Annotated in this window: 18 protein-coding genes and 5 pseudogenes; 19 read left to right on the top strand and 4 right to left on the bottom strand. The window is 65.1% G+C overall.

Annotated features, from left to right (window positions below):
* Together DFQ15_RS18290 and trfA are read left to right on the top strand one after the other, a co-directional pair.
* Nucleotides 1–112 (top strand): annotated as a pseudogene (locus DFQ15_RS18290) (IS30 family transposase); the annotation flags it as partial.
* Nucleotides 113–182: 70 nt separating this feature from the next.
* Entirely contained in the window at nt 183–314 is a 132-nt protein-coding gene (gene trfA / locus DFQ15_RS18285; protein WP_244387033.1) for a plasmid replication initiator TrfA, read from the top strand.
* Nucleotides 315–1510: 1196 nt separating this feature from the next.
* On the opposite strand, the gene DFQ15_RS16160 is transcribed toward trfA, so the two are convergent.
* Together DFQ15_RS16160 and DFQ15_RS16155 are read right to left on the bottom strand one after the other, a co-directional pair.
* Nucleotides 1511–1825 carry a type II toxin-antitoxin system RelE/ParE family toxin gene (locus tag DFQ15_RS16160; protein ID WP_110466960.1) on the bottom strand — a complete coding sequence of 105 codons (315 nt, stop codon included), beginning with the start codon at nt 1823–1825 and terminating at the stop codon, nt 1511–1513.
* Complete coding sequence (locus tag DFQ15_RS16155; RefSeq protein WP_110466959.1) at nt 1822–2091, bottom strand: ribbon-helix-helix domain-containing protein; 270 nt, start codon at nt 2089–2091, stop codon at nt 1822–1824. Before DFQ15_RS16155 ends, DFQ15_RS16160 begins: the two co-directional genes overlap by 4 nt.
* A 207-nt stretch (nt 2092–2298) precedes the next feature.
* Between DFQ15_RS16155 and kleE the strand changes: the two genes are divergently transcribed.
* The 8 genes and pseudogenes from kleE to kfrC all read left to right on the top strand — a co-directional run bounded on the left by kleE (nt 2299) and on the right by kfrC (nt 6926).
* Nucleotides 2299–2607: a KleE stable inheritance protein gene (gene kleE, locus DFQ15_RS16150; RefSeq protein WP_110466958.1), complete on the top strand. Its 309-nt coding sequence runs from the start codon at nt 2299–2301 to the stop codon at nt 2605–2607.
* 1 nt (nt 2608) lies between these two features.
* Nucleotides 2609–2893: pseudogene (locus tag DFQ15_RS16145) on the top strand (DUF2761 domain-containing protein).
* Nucleotides 2894–3169: 276 nt separating this feature from the next.
* On the top strand, nt 3170–3472 hold the full coding sequence (locus DFQ15_RS16140) for a transcriptional regulator KorA (RefSeq protein WP_110466957.1): 303 nt from the start codon (nt 3170–3172) through the stop codon (nt 3470–3472).
* Between the two features lie 105 nt (nt 3473–3577).
* Nucleotides 3578–4243 (top strand): ParA family protein, encoded by a 666-nt coding sequence (locus DFQ15_RS16135; RefSeq protein ID WP_233504563.1) that lies wholly within the window; start codon nt 3578–3580, stop codon nt 4241–4243.
* Nucleotides 4240–5289, top strand: coding sequence for a transcriptional repressor gene korB (locus DFQ15_RS16130; protein WP_110466956.1), 1050 nt, complete (start codon nt 4240–4242; stop codon nt 5287–5289). The genes DFQ15_RS16135 and DFQ15_RS16130 overlap by 4 nt, the downstream gene beginning before the upstream one ends.
* Nucleotides 5290–5334: 45 nt before the next feature.
* On the top strand, nt 5335–5598 hold the full coding sequence (locus DFQ15_RS16125) for a hypothetical protein (RefSeq protein WP_233504562.1): 264 nt from the start codon (nt 5335–5337) through the stop codon (nt 5596–5598).
* A 307-nt stretch (nt 5599–5905) separates the two neighbouring features.
* On the top strand, nt 5906–6253 hold the full coding sequence (gene kfrB / locus DFQ15_RS16120; protein WP_110466955.1) for an IncP plasmid survival protein KfrB: 348 nt from the start codon (nt 5906–5908) through the stop codon (nt 6251–6253).
* A 28-nt stretch (nt 6254–6281) separates the two neighbouring features.
* Nucleotides 6282–6926 (top strand): annotated as a pseudogene (kfrC, locus tag DFQ15_RS18165) (IncP plasmid survival protein KfrC).
* 201 nt (nt 6927–7127) lie between these two features.
* Here kfrC and DFQ15_RS16110 read toward each other — a convergent pair.
* Nucleotides 7128–7568 (bottom strand): conjugal transfer protein TraM, encoded by a 441-nt coding sequence (locus DFQ15_RS16110; RefSeq protein ID WP_110466954.1) that lies wholly within the window; start codon nt 7566–7568, stop codon nt 7128–7130.
* Nucleotides 7568–7849 (bottom strand): P-loop NTPase family protein, encoded by a 282-nt coding sequence (locus tag DFQ15_RS16105; protein WP_233504559.1) that lies wholly within the window; start codon nt 7847–7849, stop codon nt 7568–7570. The genes DFQ15_RS16110 and DFQ15_RS16105 overlap by 1 nt, the downstream gene beginning before the upstream one ends.
* Nucleotides 7850–8098: 249 nt before the next feature.
* On the opposite strand from DFQ15_RS16105, the gene traJ reads away from it, so the two are divergent.
* The 9 genes and pseudogenes from traJ to DFQ15_RS16060 form a co-directional block, all read left to right on the top strand.
* On the top strand, nt 8099–8476 hold the full coding sequence (gene traJ, locus DFQ15_RS16100; protein ID WP_110466953.1) for a conjugal transfer transcriptional regulator TraJ: 378 nt from the start codon (nt 8099–8101) through the stop codon (nt 8474–8476).
* Between the two features lie 34 nt (nt 8477–8510).
* Nucleotides 8511–10751 carry a TraI/MobA(P) family conjugative relaxase gene (gene traI, locus DFQ15_RS16095; protein WP_110466952.1) on the top strand — a complete coding sequence of 747 codons (2241 nt, stop codon included), beginning with the start codon at nt 8511–8513 and terminating at the stop codon, nt 10749–10751.
* Complete coding sequence (locus DFQ15_RS16090) at nt 10748–12661, top strand: type IV secretory system conjugative DNA transfer family protein (protein WP_110466951.1); 1914 nt, start codon at nt 10748–10750, stop codon at nt 12659–12661. Before traI ends, DFQ15_RS16090 begins: the two co-directional genes overlap by 4 nt.
* On the top strand, nt 12658–13185 hold the full coding sequence (traF, locus tag DFQ15_RS16085; RefSeq protein WP_110466950.1) for a conjugative transfer signal peptidase TraF: 528 nt from the start codon (nt 12658–12660) through the stop codon (nt 13183–13185). The genes DFQ15_RS16090 and traF overlap by 4 nt, the downstream gene beginning before the upstream one ends.
* A 175-nt stretch (nt 13186–13360) precedes the next feature.
* Complete coding sequence (locus DFQ15_RS16080; protein WP_110466949.1) at nt 13361–13750, top strand: conjugal transfer protein TraD; 390 nt, start codon at nt 13361–13363, stop codon at nt 13748–13750.
* A gap of 3 nt (nt 13751–13753) precedes the next feature.
* A pseudogene (locus DFQ15_RS16075) lies at nt 13754–17524 on the top strand (zincin-like metallopeptidase domain-containing protein).
* 160 nt (nt 17525–17684) lie between these two features.
* Entirely contained in the window at nt 17685–17966 is a 282-nt protein-coding gene (locus tag DFQ15_RS16070; protein WP_110466948.1) for a type II toxin-antitoxin system TacA family antitoxin, read from the top strand.
* On the top strand, nt 17963–18460 hold the full coding sequence (locus tag DFQ15_RS16065) for a GNAT family N-acetyltransferase (protein ID WP_110466947.1): 498 nt from the start codon (nt 17963–17965) through the stop codon (nt 18458–18460). Before DFQ15_RS16070 ends, DFQ15_RS16065 begins: the two co-directional genes overlap by 4 nt.
* Before the next feature lie 249 nt (nt 18461–18709).
* Nucleotides 18710–18858, top strand: a pseudogene (locus tag DFQ15_RS16060) (IS3 family transposase); the annotation flags it as partial.
* Nucleotides 18859–19029: the final 171 nt, after the last annotated feature.

The following is a 19029-nucleotide window of genomic DNA, read 5'->3' as shown; positions in this document are numbered from 1 at the left end:
CGCCGATGAGATCAACGGCCGGCCGCGCCAAGGTCTGGGCGTACGATCGCCATTGGCTGTCTACCGCGAGCTGCTCATCAGCAGCTCACAGCATTACTCCCTCTTTCATTGAAATCCAGGTGTTGCGCTTCAGGTTTGAATCCGCCGAGCCTTACCCGCTCAAGCTGGAGACGTTCCGGCTGATGTGCGGCTCGGATTCCACCCGCCCGAAGAAGTGGCGCGAGCAGGTAGGCGAAGCTTGCGACGAGCTGCGCGAAAACGGTCTGGTCGAAAGCGCGTGGGTGAACGACGACCTGGTGCATTGCAAGCGGTGATCGCCGCCCTGCCCTCCCCTGGAGCCGCCCGAGATCGAGGCGGCTTTTTTTCTCGAGCATCGCCACTTCCGGCGAGGCAGTACCGCGCACGTCGAGCTGCAGCATCGTCACTTCCGGCGAGGCTGGCCACGTCCTGGCCACGGTCGACCATCGCCACATCCGACGATGGCGGAGGCCGGCGCCGGATCTCGCATCGCCACATCCGACGATGAGATTCACTCTTTGACATTTGAGGGGCCGAGCTGCGGGGGATTCTCCCGGCTTGCGGCCGCGAGAACCGGCTATGTCGTGCTGCGCCAAGCGGCCAAGGCCGCCCGTCTCGCCCCTGGCGGGCCTGCGCCGCCTAGTCGGCCTTGTGGATCGTTTGGGGACAAAACGCCGGCCGGTGACAGTTGAGGGGCGTTTCTTGACACTTGGGGGGCAGTGCACCCCGGCGCGATGCTGACAGATGAGGGGCCGGCCTCGAAATCGGCCGCCCGGAGCTGCGCCGGCGGCCGTCGAGGCGGCCTATGCGCTTGATCCGGCAGGCTTTATCCACAGAAGTTGTGGATCAGCCTGTTGGCAAGGCCCTTGCCGTGCTGACACTTGAGGGGCGGGGGTGCTGACAGATGAGGGGCGCGAACCTTGACACTTGGCGGGCAGACTATTGACCCTTGAGGGGCTTATCCATTGACACTTGAGGGGCGGCCCTTCGAGCCTTTTCCTTGGCGTATCAACGGTTTGCGAGCGTTTTCCGGCCAAGCTAACCGGCTTTTAACCCTTCATAACCATTGTATTAACCTAGTAGTTAACCAGGTGTCGAAAAAAACGGCAAACCGGCCCAAGGTGCCGCGCAGAATGACCGGCGGCCGAAGGGGGGCTCCCCTTCTCGATCCCACCCGGCCGCTAAAGCGGCCTCCCATCCCCCCAGGGGCGTTGCCCCTCGGCCTACGGCCTTCACCCCAAGAATGGAGCGCCTACAGCGCTAGAGCTAAGGATAGCCAGACGCAATCGCCTGGAAGAAATTAGTGCTCTTCCAGAGGGAGCCAAGGCTCCCTCTGGACTCCCCAACTGTAAAGGCCGCGATAATTGCAGCGCCATAGCCGTTGCGAACGACAGCACCGGCTCGAAGGCCGCAAGGTTGAACGCCAAGGAAGGGGGGAGCTGCCAGACCAAGGGCGTGAATGCGCCCCTCAAGTGTCAAGAAGCCAGGAAATTCAGTCGTCCGCGTCGTCGTGAAGGATCGACTCGTAGTCTTGCCCGCCGTAGAACACGCCGATGATGTAAACCAGATCGCCGGCCACGTCGAAGGCGATCACGGCGCGCTTGCGGTAGTTCGTGATGCGCAAGCCAGGCCGCACATCGTCGCGCATGGTGCCGCGCAGCGGGAACGTGCGCAGGCTCTCGCAGTAGGAGACGATTGCCTCGGTGTAGCGAGCGGCAACGTCAGGCGACGCCGCCGCGGCGATGTAGCGGTACAGCTCGGCAAGCTGCTCTTCGGTCTCGGGCGAGAAGAAGACCGCGTAGCTCATTGCGCCTTCGCATACTCGGCGGCCAGGCGGGCGCGCACCTGGTCGGCGGTGACGGCTCGGGAGGGATCGGCTTTCAGGGCGTCATACGCCGGGCCGACCTGGTTGTGAAGCCAGGACTCGACGGCACGATCACGCGCGAGTAGCGCACGCAGGCCGTCGCGGATGACCTCGCTTTCGCTCGCGTACTCCCCGGTCTTGACCTTCGTTTTCACCACGTCGGCCATGTCGTTCGGCAGGGTGATGCTCAGTTGTTGGGTGGTTCGCATAATGGCCTCCAGTCGGTTCAATAGGATTCGATCCTATCGCCCCAAGGGGGTGAAGTCCAGTTTAGCGGCTAAAGTGTAGCGACGGCCGCAGGTAGAGGAACGCCCCGGAGTGATCCGGGGCGCTTGGCCTGGTGCTGGCACACCGTAACCATGCTTCCGAGTGGGAGCATCCAGCATTCAACACGTAACCGTGTGGAGGGTCAAGCCATGTCCAACGTCGTCAAGTTCCCCAGGGCGAGCAAGCCGCCGGCTCCCGAGCCGGTGCAGCCTGCCGCGCCCAAGGCCGAAGGCCGGGGCCTGGTGGCCGGCCTGGTCAAGTTCGTATGGGTGGCGACCGTGCTGGTTTGGCCGGTGCTCAAGTGGGTGCTGTCGATCATCACCTTCTTCCAGTTCGTACGGATGCTTTACCACTGGAACACGCCCGGCGTGTATGCCGGCTGGTCGTTCCTGGCTTACTTCGCGGCGCTGACCGCGATCACCTACTTCGTTTCGATCTTCAAACCGAAAGGGCTTTGACATGGCAAAGCAGACCCTGCCCTACCCGCCTGGCTTCGTGGAGCCGACCACGGGCCGCGTGGCCGTCCTGGTGCGCGAGTACGCGGCCAGCGACTTGAACGGCGATGCGCCGGCCTACTGGTACAGCGCGCAGTCCGAAGGGATGGGCCTTGACCCCTGGTGACTCGTGGACGGCGTTGATCCGCACGTCAGCGGCGGTTCCGTCGACGTGTGCTTTGCGAGCGGTGGCACCCGAACCGTGGGGCCGCTGATGACGTTCTTCGTCAGTGCCGCCCATGCGGCATAGCTGAGGCGCTGCGCATCGAGGCGAAGGTAGAGGACCGGCCGTGTTCTACGGCCAGAACGGAGCCACGCTTTGCGCGTGCGCGGTGGATGCCGACCACTGGAAGCAGGCCCAGGCGGCTGCCGTGGCGGCGTCGGTTATTGACAAGGTGCGGACGAATTTTTAGCCGCTAAAACGCTTGACGGCTTCTAAATATTTAGCTAAACGTACGCGTGTGGTCGGCGGCTGGCACTGCCATTTTTTCAACAAACCGGGTGTGGAGTTCTATGGGTGCAATCCATGAAGAAACGGCTAACCGAAGCCCAATTCCAGACGGCCATCAAGGGGCTGGAGATCGGGCAGCAGACGATCGACATAGCGCGCGGCGTGTTGGTCGATGGCCGGCCCCAGGCAGAGTTTGTCACTTCGCTGGGGCTGACCAAGGGGGCGGTGTCGCAGGCGGTCAGTCGCGTGTGGGTAGCCGCAGGGGCACAGATCCCCAAGGGCTTCGAGCGGGTGACGGCGGTACTGCCGGAGCATCAAGCGTTCATCGTCAAGAAGTGGGAAGCAGACGCCAAGAGGAAACAGGAACCCAAGTCATGAAAACACTGGTCACGGCAATTCAGAAGGGCGGTCAGGGCAAGACTTTCGCCACCTGCCACCTGCCACCTGGCATTCGACTTCCTGGAGCGTGGTCTTCGCGTTGCCGTGATCGACCTGGACACCCAGGGCAATGCCTCTTTCACGCTGGCCGAGCATGACAGCGGCATTCCGGCAAGCGCCTTGTTCGCCGGCAAAGCCGACGAGTTGCGCGGCCGCTTGGCTGAACGCGACGCCGAGGCGGGCATTGCATTGTTCTCCGCAGACCCGGCGCTGGCCAACCTGGATCGGATGGACTACCGCCAGGCTGGCGCAGCCCTGCGCGCCGCGCTTGCGGTGCTGGCTGATTCCTTCGACGTGTGCCTGGTCGACACGGCCCCTTCCCTTGGCGTCGCCATGACCGCGGCCTTGCTGGCCGCCGACTACATGCTGTCGCCCATCGAAATGGAGGCGTACAGCTTGCAGGGCATGAAGAAGATGGTTGCTGTCGTCAGCAACCTCCGCAAGGAGAACCCTCGCCTGCGCTTCCTGGGGATGCTTCCGAACATGGTGGACGGCCGCAAGCAGCGGCACATCAACAACCTCGAAGCACTGCGCCAGGCGTACCCGCAACTCGTGCTGCCCATCAGCGTCGGGAACCGAGACAGCATCGCCGAGGCGCTGGGCGAGCAGATGCCGGTGTGGAAGATCAAGAAGACCGCCGCGCGAAAGGCCACCCAAGAGGTGCGTGTGCTGGCGGATTACGTGTTCACGAAGATGGAGATCGCGCAATGAGCGCCAATACCAACGCCAAGAAGAAGGCACAGGATAAGCCGCAATCGTCCGGGCTGGGCCTGGACGGGCTGGGCGACCTGGCTGGCCTGCTGAACGAGCAACCGGCGGCCAACGCCGGCGCCGCAGGCCCGCAGGAGTTGCCGCTTGACCTGATCGACGAAGATCCCAACCAGCCGCGCACGGCCGCCAACCCCGGCTTCTCGCTGGAGAGCATCGCGGAGATCGGCGAGACGATCAAAGCGCGCGGCGTGAAGTCGCCCATCAGCGTGCGCGAGAACCAGGATGCGCCGGGGCGCTACCTCATCAACCACGGCGCGCGGCGCTATCGCGGCTCGAAGTGGGCGCAGAAGGCCACGATCCCGGCCTTCATCGACAACGACTACAACGAGGCCGACCAGGTCATCGAGAACCTGCAACGCAACGAGCTGACGGCGCGCGAGATCGCCGACTTCATCGGCCGCGAGCTGGCGAAGGGCAAGAAGAAGGGCGAGATCGCCAAGGAGATCGGGAAGTCGCCGGCCTTCGTCACGCAGCACGTCACGCTGCTGGACTTGCCCGAACCCATCGCCGAGGCTTTCAACAGCGGGCGGGGCAAGGACGTGACCGTCATCAACGAGCTGGTGACGGCCTACAAGAAGAACCCCGACGAGGTGGCCGCCTGGCTGGCCGACGACAGCCAAGAGCTGACGCGCGGCTCTGTGAAGCTGCTGCGCGAGTTCCTGGAAGACAAGCGCAGTCACCAGGACGGTGACCGGGATCCCAACACCGTCGATGTGCTGACCGGCAAGACCGACGCTGAGGCCGGCGGCTGCGAGCAGGGGTTGCAGGATGATGGCACCAAGGGGAAGAGGGAGTCGAAGGAGGCCGATCCCGACAAGCTCAAGAAGTCCATCATCCAGGTCAAGCACGACGACCGGCCGGCGCGGCTTATCCTCAACCGTCGGCCCCCGGCTGAAGGATGGGCCTGGCTCAAGTACGAGGATGACGGCCAAGAGTTTGAGGCCGACCTTGGCGCCGTGCAGCTTGTCGCGCTGCTGGAGGGCTGACGCGCTCAGCGCCGGGCATCGCCCCGCCATCGAGCGGGGCTTTTTTTGCCCGCGTTTAGCCGTACTGCCGAGATCAAGCGCCGCGTCGGCGAGCTGCGCGCCGACCAGGCACGGGCCGCTCAGGCCGAGCAGCGTAAGGCCACCGACGCAGCCGCAACCGAGCGCGACCAGGTGCGCGCCGAGCTGGTGAAGGTGCAGGCCAAGACAGAGGCGGCCGAGCAGGCCCACCAGGAGCAGCGCAAGATGATGGCCGCCGAGGCGCACCGCCAGGCCGAGCGGCTGACCGCCGCCCAGGGCGAGCGCGACTAGGCGAAGCGCGATGCTGCCCAGTCCCGCGAGGAAGTGGCCGGGCTTCGGGGCCGACTGGAAGCCTTGGAAACCGTCATGGCGCAAGGTCAGCCGGCCGATCCGACCAGCGGCGGGCGCAAAAAGACCTGATAAATCGGTTGGGGTTGGTTTTCCTTAAAATTACCCTGGAACCCTGACAAAACGCACATCCCGGCCGCAGAGAAGAGCCGGCCTCGCTTTGCCGAGGTCGGCTTTTTTGTTGGAGCGCGGCTTGCGTGGGGTCACCATCACCCTTTTGAGAACCACGGCAACCATATAGGAGTGCCCGATGAAAGAACGCCTCTTGGTCATGAACGGTCAACGCATCGTTCAGTCCGAAAAGGACGGCGCTTGGACGAATCAGAAAGTAGACAAAGCTGGTGCCTTAAAGCCCGGTATCTACAACCTGTATACGGCCCAAGCGGCCGACAAAATGCAAACCTACGCAGGCGTCATCGTTCACGCTGACACTACTCATGTGTACCAACAGGCCGGCAAGAGCTTTGTCGTGCACGCGCGATTGGATTTCGATAAAGTACCTGAAATCGGGAGCGCAAAGAGCATCAGCTACAACGCCCAGGGCAAGGCGGCAGTCGCCGCAGAGGCCCCGAAACTGACGCGGGGGCGCTCCATGTAGCTTTAGCGGCTAAAAAGGAGGCATGCCCTTGAAACGACTCACCATCCCCGGCAGCGGCACCGAGGGTCGGCCGGCCAGCGTCAGCGCGCCGACCACCCTCGGCGGTGCCGCCTTCGGCGCTTCGCGCGAGGAAACCGGAGCCGACTTGCTGGAGGCCGCCCAGGCGGCCGAAATCGAGCAGCAGGCCACCCTAGAGGCGGCCCCGGTAGAGCAGTCCTACCCCGAAACCCTGGCGTTCTACGTTCAGGCCAAGCACGACCAGGTGGAGCACATCGAGGACAGGCTGGAAAACCTGATCGACCGGCAGCAGTCCCGCTTGCAGCAGACCCAGGCGTCCGCGCCTGGCCGACTGTCATTGCCCGGCTCTAAGCGAGCCTGGTAGAACCAGCAGGCGCAGCAGCAGGCCCGCTTGCAGACGCTTCACGCGCGCCTGGAGGCCGTCCGCGAGATCAAGGAAGGCATGGGCCTGCACTCGCCGAAGATCGAAGAGCTGGCGACGCGCAAGATGCGCGCCGACAACCCCCAGCTGGCTTCCGATTGGGATGCCATGCGCGAGGCCGCCCGCCGGCATGAGCTGCTGATGCGCAAGCAGGAGCAGGAGCGCAAGCAATCCCAGGCCCAGGAGCGGCCAGGGAGATCGCAGTCCTTGGCCCTGTCAGTCAGGCCCGCATAAAAGCGAAGCCCGGCGGTTGCCGGGCTTTTTTCTCGAGCATCGCCACTTCTGGCGAGGGAGGCCCGCCGAGGGCCTGGCGGTCATCCTGCAGCATCGTCACAAGCGACGATGCCGGGGGACTGGCCAGCATCGCCGAACTTGGCGATGCCGCCGGCGTAGTCGACCATCGCCAGTTCTGACGATGAGATCCCGCATCGCCATCTACAGCGAGGCCCACAGGGCCAGGCCAGCGGCCACGACCGCCATGCCGGCCGCGACCATGTTCATCATTGCGTCGCGCCGCGCCTCGCGGATCGGCGCGACGAGCTGCGCTGTCACCGCCTCAACCTCGCGCCGCACGGCCTCGGCGGCCGCCTTCGCGCCCTCCTGCATCCCTCGCGTCATGGCGTCCTTGCTGGCCGCCAACGCCGCGTTGAGCGTCCTTTCTGCCTTCCCCTTGGCGTCATCACCCCATCGGTGGGCGATGGACTCCAGTTCCGACTTGAATGCGTCCAGAATTTCCTGCTGCGCCGATGCGCTGTCCTGCATCAGCTTCATGTTGATGGTCTGGAGGATCAAGATCGGATCGTCGCGGCCCACGGCGATGCCGTGCTTGGCCGCGATCTCCCGTATCAGTTCCTCGATCTTGTCGTCGGCCGCCATCAGAGCACCGCCGCGTTTTCGAGTTGGGCGAAGAGCTGGGTTTTCACGATCTTGAGCCGCTGCCGCGTCATGATCGTGAGCGCCGAATCGACCAGGGCCTCATCGAAGGTGCGCCGATCCTGGAGCATTTCGGCGAAGTCGCGGCCGTAGGTTTCCTCTTTCAGCGCCGGAATCTTGATGATGGCGGACACGCGGCCCTTGTTGGCTGTGTACGCCTTCAACTGCTCGAACCCCTTGCCCTCGTACTCGATTGGCCCCCAATACGGGTTCAGCCAGACCACGAACAAGCATTCGGCGGGAAACTGGCTGGCGAGCTGGGCTGGGCTGGGCAGGATGTGTGAAGTAGGCCCACCCGTAAACGGGTTGTCCTACTTCACTTCCCCTTATTAGCGCCGGGGGCGCTCAACGGGGAATCCTGCTCTGCGAGGCTGCCGGCTACCGCCGGCAAAGACGAGAGGTGACGACATGGGCTACATCAACCCCCTGCTGGAGCTGCCAGCGGGGCGCGAACTTGGGGGGGGGCTTGCATCGTGACCGACGATAGCCAGAAGATCACACGCAAGAACAGCCCGCCAATCAAGGTTTACTGCCTTCCGGAAGAGCGGGCAGAGATCGAGGCAAATGCCAAGAGGGCGGGCGTCAGCGTGGCGCGCTACCTGCGCGACGTGGGCCAGGGCTACCAGATCAAGGTCGCCGTTGACACGCACCAGCACGTGCGCGAGCTGGTGCGTGTCAACGGCGACCTTGGCCGCCTGGGCGGCCTGCTTAAGCTCTGGCTGACCGATGACGTGCGAACGCTCCAGTTCGGCGAGGCCACCATCCTGGCCCTGCTGGGCCGGATCGAGGCCACCCAGGACGAAATGAGCCGAATCATGAAGTCCGTGGTTCAGCCGAGGGTCGTGCCTTGAGCTTTTTAGCGGCTAAAGAGCCGGGAAGCCGGCCATGATCGCCAAGCACGTGCCGATGCGCTCGCTTGGCAAGAGCGACTTCGCGGGCCTGGCGAACTACATCACCGATGCGCAAAGCAAAGACCACCGGCTGGGCCACGTGCAAGCGACGAACTGCGAGGCCGGTTCCATCCAGGACGCCATCACGGAGGTGCTGGCGACCCAGCACACGAACACCCGCGCGAGGGGTGACAAGACCTACCACCTGATCGTCAGCTTCCGGGCCGGCGAGCAGCCCAGCGCCGACACTCTGCGCGCGATTGAGGAACGCATCTGCGCCGGGCTGGGTTATGGCGAGCATCAGCGCATCAGTGCCGTCCACAACGACACCGACAACCTGCACATCCACATCGCCATCAACAAGACTCACCCGACGCGGCACACGATGCATGAGCCGTACTACCCGCACCGGGCGCTGGCGGAACTCTGCACAGCCCTGGAGCGCGACTACGGCCTGGAGCGCGACAACCACGAGCCGCGCAAGCGCGGCGCGGAGGGCCGGGCCGCCGACATGGAGCGGCATGCCGGCGTTGATAGCCTGGTTGGCTGGATCAAGCGCGAGTGCCTGGACGAGATCAAGGGCGTGCAGTCCTGGCAGGATCTGCACCAAGTCATGCGCGAAAATGGCCTGGCGCTGCACGTCCGCGCCAATGGCCTCGTGTTCGAGGCCAGCGACGGAACGATGGTCAAGGCGAGCACAGTAGCCCGCGACCTTTCCAAGCCGAGCCTAGAGGCGCGGCTTGGCACGTTCGAGGCTTCGCCCGAACGGCAGGCGCAAACCACCGCGAAGCGGCAGTACCGCAAAGACCCCATCCGTCTCCGCGTCAACACCGTGGAGCTGTACGCGAAGTACAAGGCCGAGCAGCAGAGCTTGACCACGGCGCGCGGCCAGGCCCTGGAGCGCGCCCGGCATCGCAAGGATCGGCTGATCGAGGCGGTCAAGCGGTCGAACCGCCTGCGCCGCGCAACGATCAAGGTGGTTGGCGAGGGCCGCACGAACAAGAAACTGCTGTACGCCCAGGCGAGCAAGGCGCTGCGCGGCGAAATCCAGGCGATCAACAAACAGTTCCAGCAGGAGCGCACCGCGCTCTATGCCGAGCACAGCCGGCGCACGTGGGCCGACTGGCTCAAGAAGGAGGCGCAGCACGGCAGTACCGATGCCCTGGCCGCCCTGCGTGCCCGCGAGGCGGCCCAGGGCCTCAAGGGCAACACCATCCGGGGCGAGGGCCAGACGAAGCCCGGCCACGCGCCGGTGGTAGACAACATCACAAAGAAGGGAACGATCATCTTCCGCGCCGGCATGAGCGCCGTGCGCGATGACGGCGACCGTCTGCAAGTCTCCCGCGAGGCCACGCGCGAAGGATTGCAAGAAGCCCTGCGCCTGGCGATGCAACGCTATGGCAACCGCATCACCGTCAACGGCACGGTGGAGTTCAAGGCGCAGATAATCCGCGCCGCCGTCGATTCCCAACTACCCATCACCTTCGCCGATCCGGCTCTTGAGAGCCGGCGGCAGGCGCTTTTGAAGAAGGAGAACACCCATGAGCGAACCGAAAAACAAGGGCATCGAGGACGAACTGGACGCGGCGCTGGCGGCTTTGGACAGCGGCCCCCTGCCGACCAGCACGCTACCGGAGCCGCAGCCGTCGCCCGAGCAGGCGACGGCCGGCCAGCAGCCGGCCGAGGCGACAGCGCCGACGCCGGCATTCACGCCGCCCACGTCCACCGGAAGCCCGACGTTGGACGCCTTGGAAGAAAACCGCCGCCCCAAAGCCAGCACCGTTTGCGAGCACTGTCCGAACTCGGTGTGGTTCGCATCGCCGGCGGAAGTGAAGTGCTACTGCCGCGTGATGTTCCTCGTCACGTGGAGCAGCAAGGAACCCAACCAGATCACGCACTGCGACGGGGGGTTCCTTGGCCAGGAACAGGAGTAGGCCAGACGCCGCCGGGCGTTTTCGCTGTCGACAAGTACATCGCCGAGCGCGAGGATAAGCGCCTTAAAGGTTTCGATATACCGAAGCATTCCCGATATACTGCCGGTGAAGGTGCCTTTCTGTTCCAGGGCACCAGGAACGTCGAGGGCCAGGCGCTGGCCCTCTTGAAGCGAGGTGAAGAGGTCATGGTTATGCCCATCGACCAGGCCACGGCCCGGCGCTTGACGCGCATCGCGGTCGGCGATGCCGTCTTGATCGTCGCGAAAGGCTCCATCAAAACGACGAAAGGAAGGAGTAGATGAAGATCAAGATGAACAACGCGGTAGGGCCGCAAGTCCGAACCGCCGAACCGAAGCCGCGCAAGCTGCTGCCGGTGCTGGGCGCGGCCTCGATGGTCGGCGGCCTCCAGGCCGCGACGCAGTTCTTCGCCCACACGTTCGCCTATCACGCGACCCTTGGCCCCAACGTGGGCCACGTGTACGCGCCCTGGTCGATCCTGCACTGGACGTACAAGTGGTACAGCCAGTACCCCGAAGAGATCATGAAGGCCGGCAGCATGGGGATGCTGGTTTCTACCGTGGGCCTGCTGGGCGTGGCCGTGGCGAAGGTCGTCACGTCCAACAGCTCGAAGGCGAACGAGTATCTGCACGGCTCGGCCCGCTGGGCCGAGAAGAAGGACATTCAGGCGGCCGGCCTGCTGCCGCGCGAGCGCAACGTCCTGGAGATCGTCACCGGCAAGGCCGCACCCACGGCCACCGGCGTGTACGTGGGCGGCTGGCAGGACAAGGACGGCAATTTCTTCTACCTGCGGCACAGCGGCCCCGAGCACGTGCTGACCTACGCGCCCACGCGCTCGGGCAAGGGCGTCGGCCTGGTGGTGCCGACGCTGCTGTCGTGGGGCGCGAGCAGCGTCATCACCGACTTGAAGGGCGAGTTGTGGGCTTTGACCGCCGGCTGGCGGCAGAAGCACGCCAAGAACAAGGTGCTGCGCTTCGAGCCGGCCAGTATCTCGGGCGGCGTCTGCTGGAACCCGCTGGACGAGATCCGCCTCGGCACCGAATACGAGGTGGGCGATGTGCAGAACCTCGCTACGCTGATCGTTGACCCCCACGGCAAGGGCCTGGACTCGCACTGGCAGAAAACCGCCTTCGCGCTTCTGATCGGCGTGATCCTGCATGCGATGTACAAGGCCAAGGACGAGGGCGGCACCGCCACGCTGCCGTCCGTCGATGCGATGCTGGCCGACCCGAACCGGGACATTGGCGAGCTTTGGATGGAAATGGCGACCTACGGGCACGTAGACGGCCAGAACCATCACGCCATCGGCTCGGCGGCCCGCGACATGATGGATCGGCCCGATGAAGAGGCCGGCTCTGTGCTGTCCACGGCCAAGTCCTACCTGGCCCTGTACCGCGACCCCGTGGTGGCGCGCAATGTCAGCCGGTCGGACTTCCGCATCAAGCAGTTGATGCACGAGGACGACCCGGTAAGCCTCTACATCGTCACCCAGCCCAACGACAAGGCCCGCCTGCGGCCGCTGGTGCGCGTCATGGTGAACATGATCGTGCGCCTGCTGGCCGACAAGATGGACTTCGAGGGCGGCCGCCCGGTGGCGCACTACAAGCACCGGCTCTTGATGATGCTGGACGAGTTCCCGAGCCTCGGGAAGCTGGAGATCATGCAAGAGTCGCTGGCCTTCGTGGCTGGCTACGGCATCAAGTGCTACCTCATCTGCCAGGACATTAACCAGCTCAAGAGCCGCGAGACGGGCTACGGCCACGACGAAAGCATCACGTCGAACTGCCACGTGCAGAACGCCTATCCGCCCAACCGCGTCGAGACGGCGGAACACCTGTCCCGCCTCACCGGGCAGACCACCGTGGTGAAGGAGCAGATCACGACCAGCGGCCGCCGCACGGCGGCGATGCTGGGCCAGGTGTCGCGCACCTACCAGGAGGTGCAGCGGCCCTTGCTGACGCCGGACGAATGCCTGCGGATGCCGGGGCCGAAGAAGAACGCCCAGGGCGAGATCGAAGAGGCCGGCGACATGGTGATCTACGTCGCGGGCTACCCGGCGATCTACGGCAAGCAACCCCTGTACTTCAAAGACCCGGTGTTCTCGGCACGCGCCGCGATCCCCGCGCCCAAGGTCAGCGACCGCCTGCGGGCCGTCGCACAGGCCGAGACGGAAGGGGAGGGCATCACGATATGAGCCGCATCCTGAAACGCATCGCGGCAGGCGTCGCCATCGCTGGCGTGGCCGCCCTGCTGCTGGCGGCCGGCGGCTATGCCGCCGGTGCCCGCGTGAACACCACCAAGAGCATTCCGGTCGGCCTGTACTGGACGAGCAGCGCGCCGGTGGAGAAGGGGGCCTACGTCCTGTTCTGCCCGCCGAAGCTCGGCGTGTTTGATGACGCCAAGGAGCGGGGCTACATCGGGGCCGGCTTCTGCGAGGGCGGCTACGGCTACATGATGAAGCGCGTTTTAGCCGCTAAAGACGATGCCGTGGCCGTCGCCGATGACGGCGTGCGCGTCAACGGCGAACTGCTGCCCCTCAGCGCGCCGATCAAGGCCGGGCGGCCGCTGCCGCGCTACCAGTCCAACAGCTACACCCTCGGCAATTCCGAGGTGCTGCTTATGTCGGACGTGAGCGCCACATCCTTCGACGGCCGCTACTTCGGCCCGATCAATCGTTCGCAAATCAAGACCGTGATCCGTCCGGTCATCACCTGGTAGGGAGACACCACCATGCGCCTTTTCATCGCAGAAAAGCCGTCCGTCGCCAAGGCCATCGCCGGCGAGCTGGGCGCGACCGGCAAGGGCGACCTACCCCGACCTCAAGGGCCGGCCCGATTACAGCAAGGGCCGCAACGGCCCGGCATCCGAATGACCACAGCGAAGGAGATCGACCATGATCGAGCAAACCACCACCAACACCGCCGACCACGACGAGCCGCTGGCCGTCCTGCCGCCGGTTGACGACGACGCCGCCGGCCGTGAGGCCGTGCGCGAGAAGATGGCCGACGCGCTGACGCCCGGCTTCCAGGTCGAGTTCGACCCCGACGAAGCCGAGCGCGTGGGCGCGTTCGTGGAGGACGCGCTGTCCGAGCAGGACGCTGCCGCGAGCGGCGACGACCTGGTGGAAGTCGATGGCGCGCTGGAGCCGGCATTCCTGGACGACGAAGGCCCGAGCGCCGACATCCCGCCGTTCATCACCACCACGAACGCCCGCGGGCTGTACGACCTGCGGCCCGGCGAGACGGTGGCCCAGGCCGCCGCGCGCAAGGCGTCGGAGGGCTGACCCATGCCGATCACGAAAGCCGAGGCGCAAGGGGTGACGCGGGCTTTCGTCCGCGACTACCCCGGCGCGCTGGAGCTGGCCTACAAGTTCCGTGAGGACGCGGCCGAGCTGTACGGGCCGCGTGCGGCCGAGGTGCCGGCCGACATGAAGGGCGGCTACGTGCCCAAGGAGACGATGCACGCCGGCCGCGCCTACCGTAGCCGCGTGGACGTGCTCTTGCAGAACGTCGAGAACGCCGGCGACCTGCTGATGACGTTGCGGCACGAGGTGTTGGGCCACTACGGGGCCAACACCTTCGCGCCCGGCGAGAAGCGCGCCTTGCTGGACGGCCTGGCGGCCGCCCGCAACGAATCCACCCTCAAGCCGCTATGGGATGACGTGAACCGGCGCTATGCCGGCCAGTCCCTGGACGTGCGTGCCGAAGAAGTGTTTGCCCTGCACTGCGAGGGCATCGAGCCGAGCCAGCACCAGGTCGCCGACCAGGTGCAGCAGCGCGGCCAACAGTCATTCACGGAAACCTGCATCGCCCGCGTGCGGCCCATGCAGGCCGACGATCTGCACAACATCGTGTGCATGGTCGCCCAGGGCCTGCGCGACCGTTCCCGGACGCAACAGAACTTCCCTCAGTTCAACGAGCGATTCCGAAGGGACGAGAACATGGAGCCGAAGAAGTCGTTTCACGAAGTCGTGGCCGAAAAGCTGATCGAGCAGCTCAAGGCCGGCACCGCACCGTGGCAAAAGCCGTGGGAGCCGGGCGAACCCAACGCCTACCTGCCGATGAACCCGAGCACCGGCAAGCGGTACAAGGGCATCAACGCGATTCACCTGATGGCCCAGGGCCGCAGCGATGCGCGCTGGATGACCTACAAGCAGGCGGCCGCCGTGGGCGCGCAGGTTCGCAAGGGCGAGAAAGGCACGCCGGTTCAATACTGGAAGTTCAGCGAAGAGCAAGACAAGCTGGGCGACAGCGGCCGGCCCGTCCTCGATGCGAAGGGCCAGCCGGTCAAGGAAACCGTCATGCTGGAGCGGCCGCGCGTGCTCTTTGCGACCGTATTCAACGGGGAGCAGATCGACGGCCTGCCGCCGCTCCAGGCGAAGAAGGAGCAGACCAGGAACGCCGTCGAGCGCGCCGAGCACATCCTGAAAGCCTCGGGCGCGACGATCACCCACGCCGCCGGTGATCGGGCGTTCTACCGCCCTTCGACCGACAGCATCACCTTGCCGGAGCGCGGCCAGTTCCCCAGCTCCGACCGCTACTACGCGACCGCGCTGCACGAGCTGGGCCACTGGACGGGCCACCCGTAGCGCCTTGACCGCGACCTGGCGCACCCGTTCGGGAGCGAGGGTTACGCCAAGGAAGAGCTGCGCGCCGAGATCGCATCCATGATCGTCGGCGACGAGCTGGGCATCGGCCACGATCCGGGCCAGCACGCCGCCTATGTGGGTTCGTGGATCAAGGCGCTGCAAGACGAGCCGCTGGAGGTGTTCCGCGCGGCCGCCGACGCCGAGAAGATTCACGACTACGTGCTGGCCTACGAGCAGAAGCAGGTTCAAGACCAGCAGCAAGCGGCCGTTGCAGACCAGGAGGCGAACATGACCATACCGACCAACGACCAGGCGGCAGCCCTGCTGGCCGCCCATCCTGCCGACGCGGTGCAGGGCATCGAGCAGGCCGCCGCCGCGTGCCGGAAGCTAGCCGCGGGCGAGATCGACGGCCAGGCGTTTGCCGACGCGACCCGTCAACACCTTGGCGTTGAACTGCCGCCCGACTGGAGTGGCGAGCTGAGCATTGTCGGCGTGGTTGAGCAGGACGGCCAAACCGTCGATGCCGCCCAGGCCGGCATCGAGCCGCAGGCGTTCCAGGTTTACGCGCGCAAGGCCGATGCGCTGGCCGAGCGTTTGCACCTGGTCGATGCGCTGGGCACCGACAACCAGCACGAGCGCGCCGCCAAGCTGGCCCGCGTGCAGGAAGAGCGTGTACGACGCGACCCCAACGCGACCGATGAGGACATTTCAGCCGCTAAAGAGGCGCGCATGACCGCCGAGGCGTCGGCCATGCTCAACGACACCGACGCGCAGCGCCGCGCGGCCGAGCTGGAGCGCCAGGAGCGCGAGCGGCCGCAAGCGCAGGCGCAGGGCGAGAAGCCCGAACGGCAGTACATCAACGTGCCGTACAAGGAGAAGGACGAGGCCAAGGGCCTCGGGGCGCGCTGGGATCGGCAACAACAGTCCTGGTACGTGCCGCCGGGCACCAATGCCGTTCCCTTAGCCAAGTGGGCGCAGGGAGCCGCTACAGCGGCCGTAGAGCCGCGTTCGGCCCAGCCGACACCAGAAGCCCAGGGTGAGGCGCAAAAGCCCACGCAGCAGGCGCAGCAGGCCCGCCAGTACCTGGCGGTGCCCTACGAGCAGCGCAACGCCGCCAAGGCCGCCGGCGCGCTTTGGGACAAGGCCGCGAAGTCCTGGTATGTCGGCCCGCGTGCCGACGCGGCGAAGCTCGAACGCTGGAAGCCCGAGAACGTGCAGGCCCAGCAAGGGCCAGCGATGACGCCAAGGGAGGAGTTTGCCGAGGCCATGCGCAGCGCCGGCCTGTTCACCGGCAGCAACGCCCAGGGCGATCATCCGATCATGGACGGCAAGCGGCACCGCGTGCCGGTCGAGGGCGGCAAGAAGGGCACGCTCGATGGCTTCTACGTGGGCCACCTGGACGGGCATCCGGCCGGGCGGATCATCAACAACAAGACCGGCACGGACATTACCTGGAAAAGCAAGGGCTACGCCTTGAGCGACCAGGAGAAGGCCAAGCTACAGGCCGAGGCGGCCGAGAAGCTGGCACAGCGTGCCGTCGAGCAGGACAAGGCCCAGGAGGCCACCGCGCAGCGCGTCGGCCGGCAGATGGCCGACCTCGTGCCCATCGAGCAGCCGACGCCCTATCTGCAAGCCAAGGGCATCCAGGCGGAGGCCGGCGTGATGACCGACCGCGAAGGCCAGAAGACCTACATCCCGGCCTTCGACGCAGATGGCAAGCAATGGACGATGCAGTACATCCAGGAGGACGGCACCAAGCGGTTCGCCAAGGATTCGAAGAAGGAAGGATGCTTCCACCCGGTCGGCGGCATGGACGCCCTGGCGGCCGCGCCGGTGCTGGTGATCTCCGAGGGCTACGCCACGGCCGCCCAGGTGTCCGAGGCCGTGGGGCACGCCACGGTGGCCGCATTCGACAGCGGCAACCTTGATACTGTGGCGAAGGCGCTGCACGCCAAGTTCCCGGACAAGCCGGTCATCATCGCCGGCGACGACGACCGGCACCTGGTCATGACCCACGGCAATAACCCCGGCCGGGAGAAAGCCGAGGCGGCCGCCCAGGCCGTGGGCGGCAAGGCGATCTTTCCGATCTTCGCGCCGGCCGAGAGCAACTATCCGCGCGATCTGCCCGCGGTCACGCCGGACAGCTTCAAGGCCCACCTCCACGCCGAGCAGCGGCTTGTTGCCGCTGCCGCTGGCGAAGTCGAGCTTGCCGCCGGCGAGGCGTCGAAACTCAAGGCGTCAATGTTGAGTGGCGCGCAGATCGCGACGCTTTCCAAGATGAAGCAGTACACCGACTTCAACGACCTGGCGCACAAGAGCGAATTCGGCATCGAGGGCGTGAAGCGGCAGATCGGCGCCGCCGTCAGTCAGGTGCAGCCCGAAGAGCGGCCGCAGCAGGAACAGAAGCACGTCGAGAAAAAGCAGCAGCAGATCGAGCAGCGCCCGCGACGCGCTGCGCGCATCGGATAGCGCGGATGCGCTGCACGGTGGCCGCCTCATATTGAGGCGGTTTCTTGGGGGCGCCTCAGAAAACGGAAAAAATCGTACGGTAAGCCGGAACCGCCGAAAATTCCGCCTTGCTTGAGATGTACGGCAATTTGCCGTATGATCGTATTGGGAGTACAACATCATGAACGCAGCCATATCTACAGCCCGTCTCGAAGCCCGGATCAGCACTGATCTGCATTCGATGCTCAAACGTGCCGCCGAACTTCAAGGCCGCACCATGACCGATTTCGTTGTGGCAGCCGTTCAGAACGCGGCGCAACTCGCTATCGAGCAGGCCGAAGTCATCCGCCTGTCTCTGGCCGATCAAGAGTGCTTCGCTCAGGCGCTGCTGTCGCCACCGCAGCCAGCTCCGGCCTTGGAACGTGCCTTTGCTCGCCGCCGCAAGCTTTTGCTCGTTGAATGAGCGGCGCACCGTTCCGGCTCGCGTCGCTTGATGCCGGGCATGACCGCGCCGCGTTTGGCAGCGATTCCGAGCCTCTCAACCGCTATCTGCGCGAACAAGTCACCCAAGACGTTCGCCGTCGCGTAGCGGCTTGTTTCGTTGCTTTGGCTGACGGGCCGCGCATCGCTGGCTACTACACCTTAGCGTCGGCAAGCCTTCTGCTGGCCGATCTCCCGGCCAGCACCGGCAAGAAGCTGCCGCGCTATCCGACCGTGCCAGCCGTGCGCATGGGCCGGTTGGCCGTCGATCAGGCTTTCAAGGGCCAGGGGCTAGGCGGTGCGCTGTTAGCCGACGCGCTCGACCGTGCCGCCTGTTCGGAGATTGCCGCCTTCGCCCTGATGGTGGACGCCAAAGACGAGACGGCAGCGGCTTTCTACCGGCATCACGGCTTCATTGGCTTGCCAGACTCGCCGCTTGCACTGTTCTTGCCGCTGGCGACCGCCCAGCGTTTTTGAAACTCGACGTTCTAAGCCGTTTGAACCGAGAAAGGTTTTCGAGAACCACCGGCCACATCGACGCTACACCGCGCCATCTTCTAAGAGCGGCTAACAAAACGTTCTCACTGAACCGCCCCGGGTTTTGAGGAGGCTTCAACTCTTGAGAAGATGAAGCCATGAACAAGTCGAACAAGTTCTCGCCCGAGGTCCGTGAGCGTGCGGTGAGGATGGTGCAGGAGCACCGTGGGGAGTACCCGTCGTTGTGAGCGGCAACCCGAGCGCGATGGAAGCCTGATATGCCACAGCGAAGGGGCTCTCAATACGTCAGCATCCGGTACTCGGAAAGGCTGGCCGAGGCCGGCATCGAACCGTCTGTGGGCAGCAAGGGCGACAGCGTAAGCGCTTGTATGGTCGAAGGTGCTGGGGTGAGGAACGACGCTACGCATCGGCCGTTCACAGCGGACCGACAGTTTGAGCAATTCCCACCGCGCCCTAACGTCGATTAAGAACTGAGCCGCCGTCCTGTCCGAACAACTGGACGAGAGCCGATCTGAACGCAAGCTAACGTAGTGGCGGGATGTTCCACC

This window comes from Xylophilus ampelinus (assembly GCF_003217575.1).
Taxonomy (GTDB): Bacteria; Pseudomonadota; Gammaproteobacteria; order Burkholderiales; family Burkholderiaceae_C; genus Xylophilus; species Xylophilus ampelinus.
The sequence above is the reverse complement of the archived record's forward strand: the minus strand, read 5'-3'. Positions and strand labels throughout refer to the sequence as shown.

What these genes read in the sequence shown, in the direction of transcription:
- trfA (WP_244387033.1), top strand. Translation starts at nt 183, where the DNA reads ATGTGCGGCTCGGATTCCACCCGCCCGAAGAAGTGGCGCGAGCAGGTA.
- DFQ15_RS16160 (WP_110466960.1), bottom strand. Translation starts at nt 1,825, where the DNA reads ATGAGCTACGCGGTCTTCTTCTCGCCCGAGACCGAAGAGCAGCTTGCC.
- DFQ15_RS16155 (WP_110466959.1), bottom strand. Translation starts at nt 2,091, where the DNA reads ATGCGAACCACCCAACAACTGAGCATCACCCTGCCGAACGACATGGCC.
- kleE (WP_110466958.1), top strand. Translation starts at nt 2,299, where the DNA reads ATGTCCAACGTCGTCAAGTTCCCCAGGGCGAGCAAGCCGCCGGCTCCC.
- DFQ15_RS16140 (WP_110466957.1), top strand. Translation starts at nt 3,170, where the DNA reads ATGAAGAAACGGCTAACCGAAGCCCAATTCCAGACGGCCATCAAGGGG.
- DFQ15_RS16130 (WP_110466956.1), top strand. Translation starts at nt 4,240, where the DNA reads ATGAGCGCCAATACCAACGCCAAGAAGAAGGCACAGGATAAGCCGCAA.
- kfrB (WP_110466955.1), top strand. Translation starts at nt 5,906, where the DNA reads ATGAAAGAACGCCTCTTGGTCATGAACGGTCAACGCATCGTTCAGTCC.
- DFQ15_RS16110 (WP_110466954.1), bottom strand. Translation starts at nt 7,568, where the DNA reads ATGGCGGCCGACGACAAGATCGAGGAACTGATACGGGAGATCGCGGCC.
- traI (WP_110466952.1), top strand. Translation starts at nt 8,511, where the DNA reads ATGATCGCCAAGCACGTGCCGATGCGCTCGCTTGGCAAGAGCGACTTC.
- DFQ15_RS16090 (WP_110466951.1), top strand. Translation starts at nt 10,748, where the DNA reads ATGAAGATCAAGATGAACAACGCGGTAGGGCCGCAAGTCCGAACCGCC.
- traF (WP_110466950.1), top strand. Translation starts at nt 12,658, where the DNA reads ATGAGCCGCATCCTGAAACGCATCGCGGCAGGCGTCGCCATCGCTGGC.
- DFQ15_RS16080 (WP_110466949.1), top strand. Translation starts at nt 13,361, where the DNA reads ATGATCGAGCAAACCACCACCAACACCGCCGACCACGACGAGCCGCTG.
- DFQ15_RS16070 (WP_110466948.1), top strand. Translation starts at nt 17,685, where the DNA reads ATGAACGCAGCCATATCTACAGCCCGTCTCGAAGCCCGGATCAGCACT.
- DFQ15_RS16065 (WP_110466947.1), top strand. Translation starts at nt 17,963, where the DNA reads ATGAGCGGCGCACCGTTCCGGCTCGCGTCGCTTGATGCCGGGCATGAC.